20 protein-coding genes are annotated in these 21,244 nt (G+C 54.2%); 8 read left to right on the top strand and 12 right to left on the bottom strand.

Annotated features, from left to right (window positions below; translation table 11 throughout):
* The first annotated feature begins 32 nt into the window (after positions 1-32).
* Entirely contained in the window at positions 33-992 is a 960-nt protein-coding gene (locus tag CEPID_RS05495; protein ID WP_236684304.1) for a type I restriction-modification system subunit M, read from the top strand.
* 212 nt (positions 993-1,204) lie between these two features.
* On the opposite strand, the gene CEPID_RS05490 is transcribed toward CEPID_RS05495, so the two are convergent.
* The 6 genes from CEPID_RS05490 to CEPID_RS05465 are packed head-to-tail and all read right to left on the bottom strand — an operon-like array spanning position 1,205 to position 10,289.
* Entirely contained in the window at positions 1,205-3,841 is a 2,637-nt protein-coding gene (locus CEPID_RS05490; RefSeq protein ID WP_047240101.1) for a DEAD/DEAH box helicase, read from the bottom strand.
* Between the two features lie 2 nt (positions 3,842-3,843).
* Positions 3,844-4,755 carry a HamA C-terminal domain-containing protein gene (locus CEPID_RS05485; RefSeq protein WP_047240100.1) on the bottom strand — a complete coding sequence of 304 codons (912 nt, stop codon included), beginning with the start codon at positions 4,753-4,755 and terminating at the stop codon, positions 3,844-3,846.
* An 18-nt stretch (positions 4,756-4,773) separates the two neighbouring features.
* Positions 4,774-7,419 (bottom strand): DEAD/DEAH box helicase, encoded by a 2,646-nt coding sequence (locus CEPID_RS05480; protein ID WP_047240099.1) that lies wholly within the window; start codon positions 7,417-7,419, stop codon positions 4,774-4,776.
* An 18-nt stretch (positions 7,420-7,437) separates the two neighbouring features.
* Positions 7,438-9,213 (bottom strand): site-specific DNA-methyltransferase, encoded by a 1,776-nt coding sequence (locus CEPID_RS05475; RefSeq protein ID WP_047240098.1) that lies wholly within the window; start codon positions 9,211-9,213, stop codon positions 7,438-7,440.
* Positions 9,214-9,225: 12 nt separating this feature from the next.
* A complete protein-coding gene (locus CEPID_RS05470) occupies positions 9,226-9,432 on the bottom strand; it encodes a helix-turn-helix transcriptional regulator (RefSeq protein ID WP_047240097.1) in 207 nt (68 codons plus the stop codon).
* Positions 9,429-10,289: an NBR1-Ig-like domain-containing protein gene (locus CEPID_RS05465; protein WP_047240096.1), complete on the bottom strand. Its 861-nt coding sequence runs from the start codon at positions 10,287-10,289 to the stop codon at positions 9,429-9,431. Before CEPID_RS05465 ends, CEPID_RS05470 begins: the two co-directional genes overlap by 4 nt.
* Before the next feature lie 654 nt (positions 10,290-10,943).
* On the opposite strand from CEPID_RS05465, the gene CEPID_RS05460 reads away from it, so the two are divergent.
* The 4 genes from CEPID_RS05460 (at position 10,944) to CEPID_RS05445 (ending at position 13,006) form a co-directional block, all read left to right on the top strand.
* Positions 10,944-11,489, top strand: coding sequence for a winged helix-turn-helix transcriptional regulator (locus CEPID_RS05460; protein WP_047240095.1), 546 nt, complete (start codon positions 10,944-10,946; stop codon positions 11,487-11,489).
* 98 nt (positions 11,490-11,587) lie between these two features.
* Positions 11,588-11,833: a hypothetical protein gene (locus tag CEPID_RS05455; protein WP_047240094.1), complete on the top strand. Its 246-nt coding sequence runs from the start codon at positions 11,588-11,590 to the stop codon at positions 11,831-11,833.
* A gap of 3 nt (positions 11,834-11,836) precedes the next feature.
* Positions 11,837-12,268, top strand: a complete 432-nt coding sequence (locus CEPID_RS05450) for a hypothetical protein (protein ID WP_047240093.1) — start codon at positions 11,837-11,839, stop codon at positions 12,266-12,268.
* Positions 12,269-13,006 carry a DUF2800 domain-containing protein gene (locus CEPID_RS05445; protein WP_052843392.1) on the top strand — a complete coding sequence of 246 codons (738 nt, stop codon included), beginning with the start codon at positions 12,269-12,271 and terminating at the stop codon, positions 13,004-13,006.
* Positions 13,007-13,025: 19 nt separating this feature from the next.
* On the opposite strand, the gene CEPID_RS05440 is transcribed toward CEPID_RS05445, so the two are convergent.
* Positions 13,026-14,254, bottom strand: a protein-coding gene (locus CEPID_RS05440) for an IS3 family transposase (protein WP_201775213.1) whose coding sequence is annotated in 2 segments (ribosomal slippage) — positions 13,026-13,966 and positions 13,966-14,254 — 1,230 coding nt in all. Because the reading frame shifts where the segments join, the coding sequence is not laid out codon by codon here.
* 226 nt (positions 14,255-14,480) lie between these two features.
* On the opposite strand from CEPID_RS05440, the gene CEPID_RS05430 reads away from it, so the two are divergent.
* The 3 genes from CEPID_RS05430 to ehuA are packed head-to-tail and all read left to right on the top strand — an operon-like array spanning position 14,481 to position 17,076.
* Positions 14,481-15,371, top strand: coding sequence for an ABC transporter substrate-binding protein (locus CEPID_RS05430; RefSeq protein ID WP_047240091.1), 891 nt, complete (start codon positions 14,481-14,483; stop codon positions 15,369-15,371).
* Between the two features lie 19 nt (positions 15,372-15,390).
* Complete coding sequence (locus tag CEPID_RS05425; RefSeq protein WP_047240090.1) at positions 15,391-16,311, top strand: amino acid ABC transporter permease; 921 nt, start codon at positions 15,391-15,393, stop codon at positions 16,309-16,311.
* Positions 16,312-17,076: an ectoine/hydroxyectoine ABC transporter ATP-binding protein EhuA gene (ehuA, locus tag CEPID_RS05420; protein WP_047240089.1), complete on the top strand. Its 765-nt coding sequence runs from the start codon at positions 16,312-16,314 to the stop codon at positions 17,074-17,076.
* Here ehuA and CEPID_RS05415 read toward each other — a convergent pair.
* Genes CEPID_RS05415 through CEPID_RS05395 form a run of 5 tightly spaced genes read right to left on the bottom strand, consistent with a single transcriptional unit; the run spans position 17,073 to position 21,241 of the window.
* On the bottom strand, positions 17,073-17,813 hold the full coding sequence (locus CEPID_RS05415; protein WP_047240088.1) for a sulfite exporter TauE/SafE family protein: 741 nt from the start codon (positions 17,811-17,813) through the stop codon (positions 17,073-17,075). The genes ehuA and CEPID_RS05415 overlap by 4 nt on opposite strands.
* Positions 17,814-17,844: 31 nt before the next feature.
* Positions 17,845-18,315, bottom strand: a complete 471-nt coding sequence (gene coaD, locus CEPID_RS05410; RefSeq protein WP_047240087.1) for a pantetheine-phosphate adenylyltransferase — start codon at positions 18,313-18,315, stop codon at positions 17,845-17,847.
* 1 nt (position 18,316) lies between these two features.
* Entirely contained in the window at positions 18,317-18,898 is a 582-nt protein-coding gene (gene rsmD, locus CEPID_RS05405; RefSeq protein WP_083984499.1) for a 16S rRNA (guanine(966)-N(2))-methyltransferase RsmD, read from the bottom strand.
* Positions 18,899-18,903: 5 nt separating this feature from the next.
* Positions 18,904-19,116, bottom strand: coding sequence for an acetyl-CoA carboxylase biotin carboxyl carrier protein subunit (locus CEPID_RS05400; RefSeq protein ID WP_047240085.1), 213 nt, complete (start codon positions 19,114-19,116; stop codon positions 18,904-18,906).
* A 10-nt stretch (positions 19,117-19,126) separates the two neighbouring features.
* On the bottom strand, positions 19,127-21,241 hold the full coding sequence (locus CEPID_RS05395; RefSeq protein WP_047240084.1) for an ATP-dependent DNA helicase RecG: 2,115 nt from the start codon (positions 21,239-21,241) through the stop codon (positions 19,127-19,129).
* Positions 21,242-21,244: the final 3 nt, after the last annotated feature.

Here is a 21,244-nt window from a genome sequence, read left to right as displayed (position 1 = left end):
ACACCCGACCCAATCAGGAGAAGCAAGAAGCCGTGTCCCCCACCCAGGAACAACTCAGCCACGCCCGCAGCACCATCGCCGACGCGGTATGGAACACCGCCGACAAATACCTGCGCAGTGTGGTCGAGCCGGAAGAATACGGTGACTATATCATCCCGTTCGCCGTCCTACGCCGCATCGAGTGCATGTTGGACTCCCGCAAAACCGAGTTCCTAAAGCTTTACCAGGGGCTGAAAAAGCAGTACGACGGCATACCGGACGAGCGGATTGTGTCCATCCACGCCCGCACCAAGCTGGGACTGCATTTCTACAACACCTCCAAACTCAGCCTGGACGCTATCGCCAAAACCGACGACAACGTGGACGAAGCGCTGAGCACCTACCTCGGCCACTTCTCCCCCAACCTGCGCGACATCTGGGACAGTTTCAAGTTCACCGAGAAGATCACAACCCTTGCCCGCGCCCAGCGCCTGTACGGCGTGGTCGGCCACTTCGCCAAGATCGACATGCACCCGGACAACCTGCCGGACACCGCCATGGGCGACATGTTCGAGGACGTGATGTACCGGGCGTTTAACACCAAGGGCAAGTCCGCCGGTGCGTTCTACACCCCGCGTGACGCCATCGCGCTGATGGTCGGCGTGCTGTTCGCATCGGACGATGACGGCCTGGCCGGTGACGCGCCGGTCCGAACCGTCTACGACCCCTGCGCTGGTACCGGCGGCATGTTGCTCGTGGCCAAAAACGAGTTGAAAGAACTCAACCGCAACATCCAAGTCTCCCTGCACGGCCAGGAACTCATGGAGTTCGCCTACGGCATTGGTAAAGCTGACCTGATTATGCAGGGCAACAACCCGGACTCCATCCAGTTCGGCAATACGCTCACCAACGACCGTTTCGAGGACCAGACCTTTGACTACATCCTCACCAAAAAGACGATGCGCCCGATGATACGAGCAAACGCTGGGTGCGAATACGCGCTCGCGGCGTAGCTACTTACTGATGAGCTTGGTTTCCAGTAGATTTCAGCAAAACCTAGCCATAGGCGAAAAACGAAGCTCGCAATCTGTCTCGCCTCTCTTGTCGGAACCCAGACTGTTTCTCTGCTGGATTGACGCAAGCAGTAATCGTTACGCACCCATTCAACATTCACTCAAGGTAGCCGTCGAAAGGTTTAGCGCGACGTCGAAAGGTTAGGTTGCCACTACCAGAGGAAATAAGGCATGCCGAATGACTTCGGGACGTTGAACTTAATCTCGTTGGCTTCACGGCGAACACTGAGGTTCTCAGCATCCAGGAGCGCCGGGTTGAGGTAGGTGCTACCCGTTTCCTTATCTTGAAACATGTAGTTGCCAGCATGATGCTTTCTAATCCATGTGGCTGATTCTCTCGTAAACCCCATGCGCTGAAGCGTGATAGTGCTGGTATTGGTAGTACCGTACTCGACATACTCATACCAGTCATTCTCAATCACTTCCTTGCCCTCTTGCTTCTTGATTTCGTTTGAGACTCGCAGAAAGTAGTTGGCGAAGCTGAACAGGATGATGTTCTCAATGGCTTCAAGGGTATCGTTGCACACGATGTTCTTGTGTAAAGGCGTATCCAAATATCGCACCTGCCTGTAGTTAACCCAAAACTTATCGGGGTTCTTGCGCTGATAGTCAATAGATTCCTTCAGAATCCTGTTCAGGCCGTTACCTTCGATCCACTGGATAAGAATTACTGCGTACCAGCGCAATGAGGTGAACCCTGAATTATTTGTTCGACCGATAGTGGCGCTCTCATATTTGTCCCACTTAAAAATACGTGCCAGTCGTTGAAGAAACCCCAGAGTATCGTCGTAATTCGGGCGGCCTGTGTCTCTATCAATATGGGGAAATCTCAGACCTGCCTTAACAGCAGCTTCTAGCGATTCATGTTGATCAACAGAAACGTTAATGTCGTCATCCTGTTGCGATTGGTAGGAGTCACGGAATTTTTCTAAAATCCTCGCTCTAGTATCAGGGGTTAATAGTTCCTGGAAGGATCGCGTAACTAGGCTCTCTCTTCCTGCGGTAAGGTCGCGCAGAAGAATGATTGAAAAGGTACGAGCCATTTCTGCTTGCTCTCCCTTACCCAGGTCAGTGGGTTCAGGCATGCGTCCTTCCTTGAGCGCGCACACGATGGCTTCTTTGATTTTGTTTGGAAGGCTGGCTTCGCTTACTGCAAGCTGTTGGTTAGGCACATCAGTCTTGAGCAGTTTCTCGACAGTGCTTTTGGCGCTGAATCCTTCACCCATCACAAAGTAGATGTTGCCAAAGAGATTGAATTCAATGCGACCTACTCGGCCTATCAGGTTATTGAAATCAATCTCATTGAGGTTGCTGCGACCATTTTTGTGGCTTGTGACAACTAGGTTGTCGGCTGGTAGGTTCACGCCTTCAAGTAGAGTGCTGGTGCAGAAGATTGTGTGGATTTTACCTTCGCGGAAAAGCTCCTCAACCCGCAGCCGCACAGAAGCTGGCAGATGTCCTACATGGTAGGCGACGCCTTTTTCAATGAGCTCTGCCAAGAAGTAGGAGTCATGGACTTCACGGCGAATGTCAGCTGCGAGAGTTTGAAGATCATCGTCGTGGATTTTCGGTAGTAGTGAGGCGAAATGGCGCGCGTTTTCAACGGCCTTTTGTTTCGACCCGTGATAGACGATGGTCTGCTCGCGCTTCTTTTCTAACGAAAGTTGACGTAAGTGCAACAAGTAATCTTCAACGCTTGAAATACCATTCAGAGTAGAAAGATGCTGTGTTTGTTTCGTCCGGTGGTTGTACCCGGAGACAGTTTGAGTTTGAAGGTCGACAAAGAACTTGAATTGCGATACGGGCGAAAACCTCGTCCGCATAGCATCGCTACTTTCAGGGGCAGACTGGAGCAATGAAAGGAATGCTCCTGGGTTTGGGATATTGGGTGATGCGAAAATGAACCTCGGCGGCTCAGGACGCTGGAGCAGCATCGTAGTGACCTGGTAATAAAACGGGGCTCGCTTGCTCTTGCCTGAGAGCTTGTGAGCTTCATCCACAAAGAGATAATCGAGGTGGGTGTCAGGCTTGTTGATCAGAAGGTAAAGCATCCGTTCTGGAGTCAATACAAAAATGAAGTTGTGCTCGCCTTCAAGAACGATGTCCCCACCTGAGGCTACGACGCGATAGTTCTTGGCTTCGAGTTCTTCACCCAGTTCGTTGATGAACCGCGACCGCATTTCGTTGATAAGTGCCTTGGTGGGCACGAGAATTGCGAAGTTTTCCTTGCCTCCTTTGAGCATGCGGTCTTTGATGAAGGTGCGCATCAGGAAGGATTTGCCCAATGATGTGGGTGCAGAAAAGCTGAAGGCATCATTCTTGAAAGCGTCGAAGGCGCGCTTTTGCGGTGCGAAGAATTTCTTGTCCTCTTCGCCTGGCACCGTAAGGTAGTCAGATTGAAACTCGTTAAAGGCCTGCTCAAAGAGGTCAGGCAGAGCTTGGTTCTCTAGTCTTCCAAGAGCTTGGTAGTTGCCCACAGCTTGGAAAATGGAGGTTAGATATGGTGAGCTGATTGGGTTGTCGCAGTAGAGTTCCATGCATAACACTGCGATTTCCTGAGCCCACACCTGGTGATATTCACGGCGTTCTGGATGAGTGGATTTTGACAGTAAGTCAGCAAATCGGAGTACATCATCGAGCTGCTTATCACCAAGTCTCAGTGATTCCTTGCCAAGCGTATTGTGGCCGTAGTGCTCGAGAAGCTGTTCGTAGAGCGCGATAAGGTATTCGTTGTTCTCGATGTTTGCGAAAATTTCGTCGCCCAGTGTGCCTGTTTTGTTCTGTGTCATGGTTACAGCACCGCCTCAGTGATGGTGACGCGGTCAGATTCAGCGTCATTCATTGGCAGGGTGTAAATGTAGAAAGGGTAGATTCCTAAGCCGCGGTTTTGGATCTCGTCACGAATGTGACCGATGTGTGCGCGTAGATCCTGTTTGAGTTTTTGCTCCATCACCTGTGGAAATTCCTCACGCTGGTAGAGCGTTGGATCAAGGCCTAGGTCGTAGGCAAGAAACAAACCAAATCCAACGTCGTAGTTGGCGCTGTTAGCCGCAGTTGGGAGTAAGAGGTTCTTAAGGTACTCGGTAGTCTTAGGTTCGAAACGCTGCTGGAGAATGTTTTGATCTACCAGCTTGCACTCCGCATCCTCGTTTTCAGCGATTGCCACCGCCCGTTCTAGCGCTAGGTCTACGGTATCTCCGAAGTCTCCCACTACGTTCGAAGCGCCAAAAATAAGGTTTGCTCGCAGTTTCGATCCCGTTGATTGGTCAAGCAAATGGACGGCGTCACAGAGAATCTGTCTGGTTCCTGAAACCTCAGCAATTTCTATTTTGCTCAGCAGTTTTGGAGCACCCAACGCCAATTCTAGAAACGCGTGCAGCATGAAGTTACCGAGCGCATTTTCCTTAAGTTCTTGGTTCTCGGGCCGCCGCAGAAAACGCGACGCCTGTAGTCCAATCGACCCAAGGTTTCCTTCTATTTCGTATTGGGCAATCTGGGCTCTGGAGAGCACAAAATGCCCAAGCCTATTCATGAGGAGATCTTCTAGGCTCGCGTAATCGAATTTGTTGTTGCGTACTTGGAGATGAAATAAGCGCAGCCCTGAACCATCACTGTTGAGCTGAAGTTGCTCATCAAGAGTTACTTCTGTGAATACCGAGGCAAGATCGATATTGGGCAGTGTGGTCGGGAGAGCTGTGTTCATAGCATCTGTGGTTCTTTCCTAGAGCTGTTCAAGAATTCGCAGGAACTCGGACATGGTGTACGCATCCTCCAACGGGGTTACTCCGTCTTGGAAAACCATGAAATAGCGGAATTTGTTGCCGGCCATGTCCGCCCACTTGCGTCCAAGGGTAAGTTTGCGGCGTGAATCGTCGTTCTTGAGGTGTGCGCCCTTGGGCTCGACGATGACGACTGTGCCGCTCTGAGTCATCAGAATGAAATCTGGGTAATGGTTAAGAGGGCCGTTGATGCAAAAACCCTTGCGGTCAATGTTTCGGTGCCACCATCGGATGTTTTCCAAACCTGAGAAGCGACCAGCGAAGTCCATCTCGTCGTTGTTCATTCGATCCTCTGCCTCATACAGAGATCCGCCGATGAGCGAGCTGGACTGAACTGGCTGAATCACTGGAGGCAGTGAGTAAAAGTCCTGGATGTCGACCCTGCGAGTCTCAATATCGGCGTAGAACTTTTTGAACTTGTGTTCTTCCAGTAGCCCCAGAATTTTTTGCTTGATCTTTTCAGCCACTGCATTGGGGTGTTCCTGATAAGTCAATAGTTCTTCAGAGCCGAAGGCGTCAACTACACGCCCGATGTATTTACGCAGATCTGAATCATTGATCGCGTTGATTGGCTTCAAGCGTTCATAGATTGCATCGGCCGCATTGCGTTTTTGGCTCTCGATACTGAGTTTGGCGAAGTGCTCACGCATGAACCGCTGGTCTGCTGCGCTCATGCGGAAGGCCTTAGGGACGTCAGAGTTACTGTTGACGTCCACGCGATACATTTGTTCATCTGCTGCTGTGAGATCCAGTTCGATGTCCTTATTCAGCAATACGAAGTCTGCCGCGAGGGCTTCATGTCGAAGCAAATCAAAGTCGCCTTCACCTGTTGAGAACAAGGTAGAAGCCGGTGCTTTGATAACGAACTGAGGCAAGCGTAGAGACTTAATGTCGCCATCGAACTCAATATTGACCCTGTATGTTTCCACGGCGTTCTCCAGATCTGTGGGGACGAAGATGTCGCCCATGCTGGTTGCGTCTTCAGCTTCTTGTTCATACGAGCTGCCTTGCTCTTGAGCTTGTTCGAGCATTGCGGCAAGCCCAGCAGAGACGGGAGCTTCATCAACGGTTTCTGTGTGCTGGCAATTTTCCAGATTTTCGGCTACCTGAGTTTCGTCAAATTCCAGGAAGTCCTCCGTCTCTGTAACCGTTTGAGGCTCGGTAGCAGGCAGCTCAGTTGGAGCTGTCGGCTGTTGATTCTGGGTGAAATCGAGCTGCTCTTGATCTGCGGCCCTGAAATCGCGCTTGGAAAAACCTGCGCTGTTGAGCCCTGCGATGATCTGATTGAGAGTTGCGTTGAAGTCATTTGACGAGGTCAACACGTAGCTCATGTTTAGTAGGGAGTTGCGCTGCTTGGTTGCGTGAGGCTGGCGCAGCACACGACCAAGAATCTGTTCGACATCTACCTGGCTAGTCTTGTTCGCTAACGAGGCCAAGATGTAAGCAAATGGGCAGTCCCACCCTTCTTTCAAGGCGTTAACGGTGATGATGAACCGGATCGGGCAATCTTCACTCATCAGGTCCACGCCTTTGAGTTCGTTGATGTCCGCAGTCTTGATCGCAATCTGGTCTTCAGGGATACCTGTCTTGACGAGTTTTTCGCGTAGCTTCTCGAACGAAGTTGCATCCTCGCCGGTTTTGGGTTGCGCTTGGAAAAGCACGATTGGCCTGATGTACCGTCCGCCTTTTTCCTGTTGTTGCTGTGCAGCGACCTCGAGTGAGTTGCGCAGGTCGATAGCGTCAGTGATTACCTCGGTTTGGCTTGAGCGATTGTAAGCGATCACGGGTAGTTTGACCATATTTTCACTCTTCAAAGCAAGTGCGTCTACATATGAAATGACGTTGGCTTGCTTCTTAGGGGTCGCAGTCAAATCCAGGATGAAGGCTGGGTTGAAGTTCACCAGCATTTCATGACTCAAGGTACTGGTTGCATGGTGAGACTCATCCACAATCACCACAGGATTCAGCTGGTTAATGACCTGGAACAACGCGGTTTCGTCTGCGTTCTCGATGGGCTGTTCAGGTGCGCCGAAAGCTGTAGCGAAAGAGGCAAGGTTGCCGTTTGCCTGATAGGCCTTGCGACCATCCTTGCTACGGGTACGGAATGAATCGTAGGACAGAACCATTACTGATAGCTGCTCAGATACGGTTGCAGGGCTGAAGTTTTGCCCAGCCAGGAGTTCTTCCTTTGAGTAGACCTCAACTCGTCCACCGAAATCAGCGTTGAGCTTTTGACGATAAGGGTGCTCTGGGTTCTTCAAAGCAGCAAGGGTCTGGGTCAGAATCGAATCTGACGGTACCAGCCAGACCACAGCTTGCTTACGTGTTGGTGGAAGTGCCTGAAAGATTGGCTTCACCGATGCACATGCCAGGAAGGTCTTACCGCCACCGGTTGGCACCTTGTAGCAAACATGCGGCACACCATCGATGACGTTTTGGTAACCGGCAACACCGTTTTGCCCCACCATGATCTGTCGAGACTCCCAATGAGCAGCGAAAGCATCAGTCAGTGTGGGTTGCTCATTGAGTTGGGTGAGGTAGTCCGTGAGGTCTGCAATCACCCGTTTTTGATACTTCTTCAGTTCCATAGTTCTGTACTTCCAGGTCTAGAGGCGGGTGATGTCTCGCGGGATTTTCTTAAAAGTAATGTTCATTTCACGTAGTTCCTGTTCAGACAGCAAACAGGTGTCCGAATAGATGACATACGAGGTTGCACCGCATTCAGCTGGGATACGGCTGAGATATTCACGATCAAGCACAGTGGCTCTGTCGAGTTCGTAGGCAAAGATGTAGCTAGTGTCGTTGTGGATACCGAGGAAATCTGGAAACTCAACAACTTTATTTGATGCAGCCTCAATACCTGTCTCTGAATGCCAGATATACGCTCTAATTTGATCAAGTGGCACTTCTGGGTTCAGGTCGGAACCTTCAAATAATGTGGTTCCTAACGAAAAGAACGAGTAGCTTCCACCGGTTCCCGGAACGAGATCGCCTTCAACGTCTTCGTATCCTTTAATGACTTTTCGGATGCGTTCCGCTGTCACCGTTTCTGCATAATCGTCGAGTTCAATGAGTATGAATTTCCGGTTACCCTGATCTTCTGAATTCAGATTCAGAACCGCATGCGCCGTGGTGCCTGAGCCGGCAAAACTATCCAAAACAAGGGAATCAGGCTTAGTAACTCGTCCTATTGCCTCTTGAACGATATCTATTGGCTTTGGATAGGTGAATGCATCCTTTGAGCCAAGAATTTCTCTAATTAGCTCACTACCTCTAGTCGTAAAGTATTCCTTTTCGTACCAAACGGTCGGGATACTCGAACCGCTCGTTTCATAATTTTTTAGCTCCAACGTTGGAATTTCTGGGTCATCGGAAATCCGATAAGTTACAAAATCGCCACTTTCAATCTTTCGCAAAATACCATCGGATAGATACTGAACTGCCCAGATATTTTTGGTCTTGTCTTTTGACGGAACGACTTTAATAAATCCTCGTTCCCACTCTTTCAGAAGGCGCTTAGCCTGCAAACGCCATACGCAGGGAACACCTTTTGCTGTGACGGGCCAAACAGCGGTCGAACCAGATGGTGCTTCATCATAATCAAACTCAAAGTTTGCAAGATCTCCATCGTAGGATCCGTCTTCTACGCGTTCCTTGAGAGACTTACCTACTCCAACAATCGCGCCCTTTTCGTTAACGAAAATTGGATATGCCTGATTTGGCCTGTTTGTCTGATTGAATCCGGCTAGATTCATTCCGTGGTACCCGCTGGCATAGGTATTTTTTGCGCTTCTGTATGAATTTGGCACAAACTCTTTTGGCGTTACAAATATCAAAAACTCGCTCTGGTGATTAAAACCCTTATTGGTTTTACCCCCAGAAGTCTGCACCGTCACCGGTATTACTTGGCGAGAGCTAAAGATTTCATTCAGCACTTCCAAGAAGAAATGAAGCTCGTGGATGCTCAAGCTTGCAATGAGTACTCCTTTCGGAGAAAGCAACTTCCCAAGAAGTCTGAGGCGCGGGTACATCATACATAGCCACTTGTCGTGCCGGGAGAGGTCTTCCCCTTCTTTACCGACAACTTCACCCAGCCACTTCTTGATACGTGGATCATTGACATTGTCGTTATAGACCCACCCCTCGTTGCCAGTGTTATATGGAGGGTCGATGTATATGCAGTCAACTTTGCCTTCGTAGCGCGGAAGCAGTGCTTTGAGCGCTTCGAGGTTGTCACCATGAATGATCATATTTTCTGAACCATTGTCAGCTTCGTGCTGACCGTTCTCATCGAAAGAATACTGGTGGTCGAGAACGCGGAATGGTACGTCTAGATGGTGGGTGATGACTTTGTCTTTACCGACCCAATTAAGTTCTGGCATGTCGTACCTCGTTTAGATTTCTACTTCGTTTTGATCGTCAGCTGCGCCGTTGGAGCGGACCCAGTCGTCGACTTCTGAGAGCTTAAATTTCCATGAGCGGCCCACCTTGTAGGCAGGCATTTTTTTGGTGTTTATCCATTGAGTTATGGTTTCCCTTGTGACGCCCATGTGTTCTTGGACGTCTTTCATGGTTACCCATTTTTCTGTTTCAACACTCATGCCTTTTGCCCTTCGCCCAATACGGTGTTGTTGCCAATGTGTGCTTGCACGTTAAATTCAGATCTTTGATTTGGGAAACAATCTTGTCCCCGTTGGTCAAGCATTCTCCACTCGCTAGTCCCTGTTCCGTCGCGCCCACGTGCTTTGAAAGTTGCACTGATCCTGACGAATTTAGATGGTTCAACCGTTGGAATCTCTATGAGTTCGGTGTCCATCGGCCTTAGAAAACGGTCATTTGGATTTAGACATACCAATGTCCGGTTTTCCCACCGGAGACTTCCTTGGTTGTGCAGTACCCATTCGTGAGTGAGCAGCTCCCAGTAATCGAGTTGATTGTTCTGCAGCGCAGGCGGCTGTGACGCTTTCACCCTGTCGCCTTCATATAAAGGTGTCCAATATTGATCGTCTTCATCAACAGCTTCTGAAACGTGAAGTTCATAAAGGCTAAGGACGTCCCGTTGATCATTCAAGCCTTGGACTGCAATTTTTATTGCATGCGCGTATGCGCAGTAAAAGGCTTCGGACTCAACCTCGACGTCGCTCGGAAACCCTAAATTACGTGCCACTTCTTGCAGACGATCTTGCATGGTTTGCTTTTCGCCACGACTAGATTCCATGCTGAGTTGAATGAACTGAGAAACAGCCGCTGTCTTAACCCCAGTTTTCGGTAGTGCTAAACGAATGTCATCTGAGATTGCACGGGCGTCAAAACATATTTTTCTAGCGTAGTCACCCGATTTATCAAAGCGATAGGTGCACCCGCATGCTTCAAAGAGCTGAACGGCGAACTTTCCTTGGGACTTGTGCTTATCGCACTTGCGATAGGCGGCCCTGCACAGCTCTTTGAGTGTGGTCACCCTATCTCCTTCTAAGCTCATCCCAAAAATCGACCCGGTTGTCCCAAAAATGGCCAGCAACAGCCGTTCCGCCGTCCCAAAACTGCTTCATACCGTGGATACATGAGGAAAGTTCACGTAGAAGAGCCGGTCGGGTCACCCTGATTATCTCACACTACTTGGCACTAAACCCTCATATCCCGGTATTGGATCTAGAGATTTTGATCGGAGGTGACGACGTGGGCAAACACAACCCCAAGCAAAGCTCAGCTAAGACTGCAACGGCAGCTTCAGCAGCACTAAGGAGCAAGGCCACCAGCAAGCTAACCAAGCAACTGGCTGGTTCCGTTCTGGCACAAGCCAAGCCTTCAAAACGTAAGTAAGGCATCCTCGGCGGCCCAGTGACCAGCTGTAGCTGGGTCGCCTCCACTTCATATGGCTCACCGCGGCACCCGGGTCTAGTCGCAGTATGAACCACCGTTTCTAGTTTTTCGCGCGCATTTGTCGTAGCGGGAAGTCACCGTTGAGCGCTTAACGGGCACCTTGACCACCGCAGTCACGTATCTGGCTGTGGGGTTGAGGTGCCCGTTCTTTATTGCTCAACGCTTTTGACTCCCAACACGTGTTAGCTCATCGGGTCTTCCCCTTCACCAACAACGTGAAGGAGCAAGGCTCATGGCTGATAAGCCAAACACCATCAAGATTGTGTTCCAGTACGAACGCACCGAAGGGATCAGTGAACGCTACCCAGTACGCAACCAGTCCTACTACATCACTGCTGACGAGGCAGAGATCATGGTCGAACGCGACTACCAGCAACGCAAAGACGAGGCTGAAAATCCTGCTGCGGTAAGCCGCCGCAGTGTCCATGACATCTTCAAAGAGCTGGGCAACCTGGACTACAACAACGCGAAGCAGCACCTACGGAACACCTGGTTTGAAGCAGCACCCAGGAACTTTGCCGAAGAAGACCAGGCTGAGCAGGTTTCAATCGTCGAAGCTACGTCAAATGACATTTATGAGCCATCTGACGAGTGGGACGCGGAAATCCAGTACCGGGACTTCCTGGCAACTCTTGACCGGGTCGATCGCGCCATCGTCATTGGCAAGCGGATGGGCTACGGCCAGTCTGACATCGCTCGGCAACTTGGTATCTCCCAGCCCGCTGTAGCAAAGCGGTTGAAGAAACTGGCGAAAGATTTTCAGGAGAAGTTGGCATGAGCGGTTATAAAACATGGCCGTTTGAAGCCCTTCCAGTAGCAAGACAGAAAAAGCCAATCCCGGCACCGGGTCTTGCCCGAGTGGAAGGTAGCCACATCATGCGGCACAACTTGAATCTCAACCTGGGCACCCAGGTTGACCGTGAGAAGGTCGTTGGCCTTCGCAACATCACCCTGCGTGAACGCTTCGCCCGTTTCCTACTGGGTGACAAGAAGAAGTTCACCATCGTTGTTCCTGGCGACAGCGTCGACCAGGTCACCATCACCCAAAAGCCAGAAGACGATCTGATGGCCTTGGCTGATGCGGTTATGCGCCACCCGGCTGGCAAGAAGCAGGAGGCCTAAGCAATGAACATCACTGACTCAAATAAGTTCATCCACGCACTGAACACAATTGCTGAAGGCGTGACCCTGCTAGGCAAGGCGATTGAAGAAACCTCCTGGGCGGCCATCGAGGATCACGCCGACGCTGTTGGAGCGCGTCCCATCACAGCGGCAGAGCTGTACCGCCCGGACCTTGTAGCTGAAGCAGAAGCCTACGAGGCTGCACAGGCCCAAGCTGAACAGACAGCAACACCAGAAGCAGCAGCTGCGGCCGCACCAGAGGTTATGGCTGAGGTGACGCTGGTTGAGCTTCGCACTTTGCTTGCCCGGCTGTCCCAGTCGGGTCTGACTGAAAAGGTACGCGGCCTGTTGGGTGAGTTTGGGTACGACAAGCTCTCTGCTGTTCCTGAAGAACAGTATGCGGCACTCTTTGCACGGGCGAAGGAGCTGAAATAAATGGCCCCGGTAGCTCACGCAACACTCTCAGCGTCAGGTGCGCACCGGTGGATCAACTGCACCCCATCAGCCCTGATCGAGGCAGCCCTTCGCGCAGAACACGGCGATACTTCATCACCGGCTGCAGAGCAAGGAACCGTCGCCCACGCACTAGCTGAGTGGAAGATCCGCCGCCTCGACCACAGGCTCCGTGACGATGCAGGTGAAAAGCCAGCCAGTCCTCTGATCGATGAGGAGATGGAAGAACACACCAGTGATTACGCCACCTTCATCTTGGAGCGAGCCTCACAAGCCCAGGCCGATGACCCATCGTTTGTGATGGCTGTCGAGCAGCGACTGGATTTCAGCCACCTTGTGCCTGGTGGGTTTGGTACCGCCGACTGCATCATCATCGCCGGCAACCGCATCGAAGTCATCGACTTCAAATACGGCCAAGGCGTGCTGGTTGAGGCTGAGGAGAACCCGCAGCTCATGCTCTATGGTCTGGGTGCTTTGCATGCTTTCGGCAGCCTTTATGACCTGTCTGAGGTGCAGTTGACGATTGTGCAGCCGCGCCGCCAGTCCATCTCAACCTGGAGCCTTAGCACCCACGATTTGGAGCGTTGGGGCCATGAGGTCGTCGGTCCGGCAGCCGACCTGGCCGCACAAGGTGAGGGCGAATTCAAACCCGGGTTTTGGTGCCAGTTCTGCCGTATCGCACCTACCTGTCGGGCACGGGCAGAAAAGAATCTCGAGTGAAGTGCCCCGGGTTTTGTTCCTAGGCGTTTGCCTTGATTTCTATTATTTCCTGTGGCGGGTTCTGCTTCCAAAATTCGGTTTCGACCTCGACCGGGGTTCGGTATTCCAAGCTTTGGTGGAGCCTAGTCTCGTTCCACCATGACACCCACTCGAACGTCGCGATTTCTACCTCGACAACATCATCCCACCTGCGAGCATGGATCAGCTCGTTCTTGTAGGAACCATTAACATTTTCTGCCAGAGCATTGTCATAAGAATCCCCGACCGTTCCGGTGGAAGCGGCAATCCCGTGCTGGGCAAGTCGCTGGTTGTAGACAACGCTGACATACTGTGAGCCGTGATCCGAATGGTGAATGAGACCTGTTGTTTCCTCAGCACACACGATCGCCTGGTTAAGAGCTTGCAGCGGCAGTGTTTCCGTCCGTATCGAGTCTGATAACGCCCACCCAACGATCCGTCGAGAGTAAACGTCGGTGATAAACGCGGCGTACACAAAGCCTTTCTTCGTGCGCACATACGTAATGTCGGCCACCCACAGTTTATTCGGGCCCTGAGCTTTGAACTCACGCTCGACCAAGTCCGGGCGCAGATCAGGCACATTAGCCTTACGGGTTGTGAGAGGTGATCTGCCTTTGCCAGAAACACCAGCCAAGCGCATCAACCGAGCAGTTTGTTCACGACCGATATCAATTCCGTCACGGCGGAGAGCATGCCACATTTTCCGCACGCCGTAGACGCCGTAATTATCCCGATGAACAGTTCTAATGCGGTCGACCAGCACAGCATCACGAAGGCGACGAGCACTCAATCCACGGGCCTTGGACTGGCGATACCCACGCGAGGTGATAAACCCACCAGCCCGGTTATTCTTCAACGTCTTACAGATGAACTCGACGGAGAAACGATTCCGGTATTCATCGATGAATCGGATCATTTCCGACGTTTTGGGTCGAGTTCCGACGCGAAAAAAGCTGAGGCAGCCTTCAGCAGCTCGTTAGTGTCGCGTAGCTCTTGATTTTCACGACGTAGCCTCGCGTTCTCGGCAGCCAAATCTTCAGGCACAGGTTCTGGTATGTTTCCCGCACGGCGTGCCTGCTGAGTCCATTGACGGGCCGTGTGCCATGAAACCCCCAGCTTTGGAGCTACTGCCTGGCACGCGGCTTGCATCGACATGTTTTCCGCCAAGATGCGGTCTTCCACAAGACGGACCACACGGTCCTTCGCATCCTGGTCAAATTTCCTTGGCATGTTCCAAATTTTCCCATCTACTCAAACGGAACAAAACCTGGGACACTTCACCCCACGCACTCCTGCAAGCTCAGGCAGTCACCTCACGGCCCCACCCAGCACCGCCAACACACCAAGTTTGCACCCCACCCCTTCTCTGCATATATTACTAGCGTATGCAAATTATTCAGCAGGCTGCGTCAACCAGACGTGTGAACCGCTGAATATGCACCTTCAAGGACACCCTATGAAAATATTCAGGCGAAGCGTCGCGGGGCTGCTCACCACAGTCGCCCTTGTTACCTCCCTCACCGCCTGTGTCACCAACAGCGAAACAGGCAACCCGGAGGGTTGGCAGGTAGTTAAGCCCGCTGCCAACCCGCAGGTCCAAGCTTTAGTTCCCGCAGACATCAAGCAGCGCGGATATCTCACGATGGGTACTAACCCTCCGTTCGCCCCGATGGAATTTAAGAGCGACACCGGGGAGATCATCGGCGTGGACGTCGATTTGGCACGCGCAGCGGCTGCCGTAATGGGCCTTGAGCTTAAGGTTCAGGAGCAGGACTTCAACTTGATCCTGCCGAGCATTTCCGGCAACACCCTTGATTTCGGGGCCACCGGCATGACCGATAATGAGGAACGCCAGAAGTCTTATGACTTCGTCGACTACTTGAGCGCCGGCGTGCAGTGGACCGCCCAAACCGGCCACGAGGTCGACCCGAACAACGCCTGTGGGCTCACTGTAGCCGTCCAGAAGGGTACGGTGTCGGAAACGGATGACGTCGCGCCGAAGTCAGAAGCCTGCGTCGCAGCCGGTCAGCCACCGATCAAGGTTTTGTCCTACGAGCTATCAGACCAGGCCGCTACCGCCGTCGTGCTAGGCCGAGCGGATGCCGCCTCCATGGACTCCCCTGTCACCGCCTTCGCTATTGCTCGCGCCGATGGTCGCCTCCAACCCGTGGGCGAGATGTTTGACGCCGCCGATTATGGCTGGCCCGTGAAGAAGGGCTCCGACTTGGCCCCAGCTTTGCAGGCCGCCTTGCAGCACCTCATCGATACCGGCGATTACCAGAAAATCCTTAAGCCTTGGGGTATTGACCAGGGTCTGAAGGAAAAAGCCACCGTCAACGGCAACTAAGCATCCCAAGGAAGAATGCATGACTACCCCTGAAGAAATCAAAGCAATCCCGCTCAAGCATCCCGGGCGGTGGGTTGCCTCCGCTATCTTGCTTGCCCTGGCAGCCTGGTTTATCATCGCCTCGGCCAAAAATGAGGCTTACAGCTGGGACATCTACTTCCAGTACCTCCTTGACCGCAGGATCGCCGTCGCGGCCCTGCACACCCTAGCCATCACCGTCCTCGCGATGCTCGCGGGTGTGATCCTGGGCGCGCTCCTGGCCGTCCTGCGCATGTCCCCCAACCCGGTTCTTCGGGGTGTCTCCTGGGTCTACCTATGGATTTTCCGTGGCACCCCGGTGTACGTCCAGCTCGTGTTCTGGGGTCTGATCGGCGCGATTTACCACTCGATCAACCTTGGTGTCACCGAGATCAGCTTGGAGGGCCTCGCCCAGAATGCCTTCATCCTCGCGGTGATCGGCCTCGCTCTCAACGAATCCGCCTATATGGCAGAGATCGTTCGCGCTGGCATCCAAGCAGTTCCGGAGGGCCAAATCGAAGCCTCCAAGGCCCTCGGCATGAGCTGGTGGCAGACCATGAAGCGCACGGTGTTGCCGCAGGCCATGCGCATTATCGTCCCACCCACCGGCAATGAATTCATCTCCTTGCTCAAGACCACTTCCCTGGTCGTTGCCATCCCTTACTCCGGCGAACTCTACGGCCGTGCGATGGACATCTCCAACGCTCTCTTCCAGCCGGTCCCGATGCTGATGGTGGCCGCTACCTGGTATCTCGTGATTACTTCCCTGCTGATGGTCGTCCAGAACTACGTCGAGAAGTACTACGAGCGCGGCACCACCCGCCACCTCACCGGCCGCCAGCTCGCAGCGCTTGCCGACGCCGAAGGGAAACTCCCCGGCAATGTAGAACTCACCGACCCGTACAACGTGATGGAGAAGTAAATGTCTGACCTCATGATTGATGCACAGTCCATCACCAAAAGCTTCGGCCAGTTGCAGGTGCTCAAAGGAATCAACCTGCAGGTGCCGCGCGGCACTGTCACCTGCCTGATCGGCCCTTCTGGATCTGGCAAGTCCACGATCCTGCGCTGCGTCAACCACCTTGAGAAGGTCAGCGGGGGCCGTCTCTACGTGGACGGCGAGCTCATCGGTTACCGCGAGCGCGACGGCAAACTCTACGAAATCTCCGAACGCGACGCCGCGAAGCAGCGCCAAGGCATCGGCATGGTGTTCCAGCAGTTCAACCTGTTCCCACACCGCACAGTCATCGAGAACGTCATCGAGGCGCCCATCCTGGTCAAAGGCGTACCGGAGGCACAAGCCCGCGCCCGTGCCCTCGAACTCCTCGAACAAGTCGGCATGGCGCACAAAGCGGACGCCTACCCAGTCCAACTCTCCGGCGGTCAGCAACAGCGCGTCGCAATTGCCCGCGCCGTAGCCATGGAGCCCAAGCTCATGCTTTTCGACGAGCCGACCTCCGCACTCGACCCCGAACTAGTCGGCGAGGTACTGCGTGTCATGCGCGAGCTCGCGGCGGACGGCATGACCATGCTGGTAGTCACACACGAAATGGGTTTCGCACGCGAAGTCGCCGACCAAGTCGTGTTCATGGATGGTGGCGTGGTGCTCGAGGCTGGCACGCCAACCGAGGTCCTGGATAATCCGCAGCACCCACGCACGCAGGAATTCTTATCTAAGCTGCTCTAAAGCGACAACAAACCGCGCAACAGCGCCGAAAAACCGCCCGCAAGCGCCAGGCCTAAGGCCAGCTTGTGGGCTTTGTCGCGGGTAATCACCTGCGCGAGTTTTCCGCCGAGGAAGACTCCCAAGAACATCCCGGCGATCCCAACGGGCCAGATCAACCAGGTCGTCCCGCTAAGATCCGCTGCCCCGGTGAGGGATTTCACCGCGAAAGACACGCCACCTGAGACCACGAATAGTGGCTGCAGTGTCGCGGCAAACCGCTTGTGCTCCCAACGAGCAGCTTGGGCGTACACCGTAATTACTGGGCCTGCGACACCTGCCAGCGTGTTGGTAAAACCACCGATTACACCAGAGAGCATCATGGGCCACGTGGCTTGAGTCGCGGGAACGTAGCGCTTGGCGAGCGTCACCACCGACAACGCTGCCAGCAAAACTGTGCCCACCGCCACGAGCATCCACGCCGTAGACATCGACTTGATGAGGTACGCGCCAGGGATCGAACCAAGAACCATCACAGATCCGATGAGTGCGAAGCGCCGCCAATCGACATCTTTGCGCACCGTCACCGTCGTGAGCGCGGCGTTAATCATCGCGAGGATATTTACCACCATCACCCCGTGCACTGGCCCCATGAAGAGCGACAGTATTGGCCCCGCGATCAGCCCTAACCCCATCCCAGCTACCCGCTGCAGGCTCGAGCCCAAAACCACGACGCAAAAAACGAGGATAAGTGTGTTCACTCACACTAGAGTACGCTTAAATTCACAGTAATCAGGAAACCTTTGCGCGGATGGCAGCCACTACCGGGGGTGGCAGCAACCCGTCGATGTCCCCACCGTATCGGGCGACTTCCTTGCACAGCGTCGAAGAAATGTAACCCAGCTCAGGATCCGTCATGAGGAAGAACGTGTCCACCCCGGACAGGCGCTTATTCATCTGCGCCATCGGTAACTCGTACTCATAGTCCAACGCCGACCGCAGGCCCTTGACCAGCGCCGTCACCCCATGAGCAGTGCAGTAATCCACGAGCAGCCCCGACCATGAATCCACCATCACGTTGTCTAGGTGCGCCACTGACTGACGGATCAGCTCCATCCGCTCCTCGGAACTAAACATCCCGGACTTGTTCGGGTTGAACGTCACCAGCACGGTCACCTGGTCAAATTGGGCCGCGGCGCGCTCAAAAATATTGAGGTGACCCATCGTCACTGGATCGAAAGACCCGGGGCAAACTGCATGCATGTCAGGACTCCTCCACGAGGTCAGCATCGAATACCGCCATGTCCATCCGCGCAATGCCATACGTACGCTTCTTCAGCTTTTGCGTTGTAGGCACGAAGCACGTCGGCCAGGCCGTTTCTGGCGAGTCTACGTGACGCTCGACCACCACCGCAGCGCCGTCGGCAAGCGCTGGGATCAGCGCGTGCAGCATCTCGACGACCGCCTCATCCGACAACTCGTAAGGCGGATCCGCCAGCACCATGTCAAAATGTCCACGGGGAGCTTGCGGCAGGTAGGTAGATGCCTTCATCTCGACGATGCGCACGTTCGGATGTTTAACCACGCCCGCGTTGTGCTGCATCACGGCCGTCGCCTGTGGCGAATTGTCCACCAACACCACGGATTCTGCACCGCGGGACGCGGCCTCGAGCCCGAGGGCGCCGGAACCGGCAAAAAGATCCAAGACGTGCGCACCTTCAAAGCCAAAGCGAACCTGCAGGGAAGAAAACAGTCCCTCCCTAGCGCGATCCGAGGTGGGCCGGGTTCCTTCCGGTGGAACTTTGATCTTTCGGCCGCGTGCTTCACCTGAGATGATCCGTGTCATTCCCATTATTTCTCTCCCAGTTCGAGCAGCTCATCGCCGCCGGTGACGTCGGAAAAGTCCGCGACAGCAAGGTGCGTGACCACGCCCGGCCCGGGGGCAAGCACGGGCGCTTCAAGTTTGACGGATTCCACCACCGCGAGGGTGTCTCCAGTATCCACCTCGGCGCCGTCAGCCACAACGTAGCGGACAATACCGGCAAACGGTGCGCAAATTTTCATGTGTTCTACTCTAGCTTTTCTCCAAATAGTCCTGACCTTCGATGTCCGAAACTAGATGTTCGGCCAGCGACCGGTTGCGAGCGACAAGCGCGGTGGCATCCGCATTGGCACGTTCAATCAACGCCCGGTCACTGAGCAAGCTCAGCAGACGCACCCGGCGTTTCGTGCCGGACTGCGCCGTGCCCAACACATCGCCTTCCTGACGAGTCCGCAGGTCAAGCTCGGCTAGTCCAAAGCCGTCGGAGGTCGCCGCGACGTCGAAAAGCCGCTGCACAGACGGGGTGCCCGGCTCCATGGTGGTGTGCAGCAAACAGAGCGACTTGTACTCACCACGCCCCACCCGGCCCCGCAGCTGGTGCAGCTGCGACACCCCAAAACTGTGTGCTTCGCGGATATACATCACCGAAGCATTAGGCACGTTGATGCCTACTTCGATAACGGTGGTAGCCACCAAGATATCGATTCCCCCGGCAGCGAAATCGGCCATGATCGCGTCCTTTTCCTCAGCGGGCATCCGACCATGAAGCATCGCTACATTGAGCTCAGGGAAAATCTGCGTGCGTAGGTAGTCAAAGGTCTCCTCAACTCCCCCTTCCCCCTCGATTCGCGGACACACCACAAAGGCTTGCCGACCAGCAGCGACTTCCTCACGGATCCGCTCCCAGGCTCGCGCCACCCACTCCGGTTTAAACTCCGGCACCACCGACGTCTGGATCTCTTGACGTCCGGCAGGTAACTCGTGGAGTGCGGAAACCGCGAGGTCGGCAAAAGAAGTCATGGCCACGGTCCGGGGAATTGGGGTGGCAGTCATCACGAGCTGATGCGGGGTGCGGTCATGGCTGCCCTTGCCGCGCAACATGTCGCGCTGCTCCACACCGAAGCGATGCTGCTCATCGACAACAACCAAACCCAAATCGAAGAACTCCACGGACTCCTGGATCAAGGCATGAGTACCCACCACTATGTCCGCTTGCCCACTCATGATGTCCAAGAGGGCTTTCTTGCGCGTAGCGGTGCTCATCGATCCCGTGAGCGCCACAACGTTGGTGGGCAGCCCGGCGTCGATAAGCAGTTGCGTGAGGTCGCGCGCATGCTGGACCGCCAAGACCTCCGTGGGTGCCAACAGGGCGCATTGGCAGCCGGCGTCGATGGCCTGCAGCATGGCGATGAGCGCCACCACCGTCTTGCCGGAACCGACTTCGCCCTGCAGTAGCCGTTGCATGGGGTGAGGTTGGGCGAGGTCCTGGGCGATGTCGGCTATGACCTTACGTTGTCCGGCGGTTAATTCGAAGGGCAGATTTCGCAAGAATTCGGCACGCACGCCTTCCTCAGAAGCGGGCAGGACTGGTGCGCGATAGCTCTGAGCATCGGCACGCCTCAACGCCATGACCAGCGCCAACGACAGCGCCTCGTTATATTTGATGCGATCGATAGCCGGCTGCTGCCCGCGACTGTCCGGGTGGTGAATAAGGCGCAGGGCCTCATCGAAACTAACCAGGCCACTGGGCACCTGATCGAGAGGTTCCGGGATGGGTGGCGTCTGATCCAGAACGTGACTCATCGCACCAAGCAGCGACCAGGCAGTCACTCCCTTCTTCGCCGGGTAAATAGGGATGTACTCCAGACTAGAAAGCAGCTCTTCCAGCTGGCTCGCCGAGCCATAGGCCGAGAGTTCACGCAGCGTACCCACTGCTTTTTTCGGCTTCTCCCCCGCCTCCGGCAACACGATGAAGGCCGGATGGGAAATCTCGGCGCGCCCCTGAAAATACTTCACTTTCCCAGAAAGCATCACTGCCTTGCCGACGGTCAATTGCCGCTGCGCGACCACAGAGTTGAAGAACGTCGCCCCTGCGTGGCTCGCACCGAACTCGACAACAATCTTGGTGAGCTTCTTCCCCGAACGGGTGAACGTGGTGTTGGCATAAGTCACAATTCCCACGATGGTGACCTGCTCGCCTTCGGTGGCACCGTCGAGCGACACACCAGAGCCATGGTGCGACCAGGTACGTGGAAAGTGCAGCAGCAACTCCCCTGCGGTGCGGTAGCCAAACGCCGAGGTAATCTTCTTAGCTTCCGCTTCAGGCAGTAGGGTCGCTAGAGGCCGCTGATCAGTCCACCCCAACATGAC

It is taken from the genome of Corynebacterium epidermidicanis (assembly GCF_001021025.1).
In the GTDB taxonomy this organism is placed as follows: Bacteria; Actinomycetota; Actinomycetes; order Mycobacteriales; family Mycobacteriaceae; genus Corynebacterium; species Corynebacterium epidermidicanis.
This window is presented reverse-complemented; position numbering and strand designations above follow the sequence as displayed.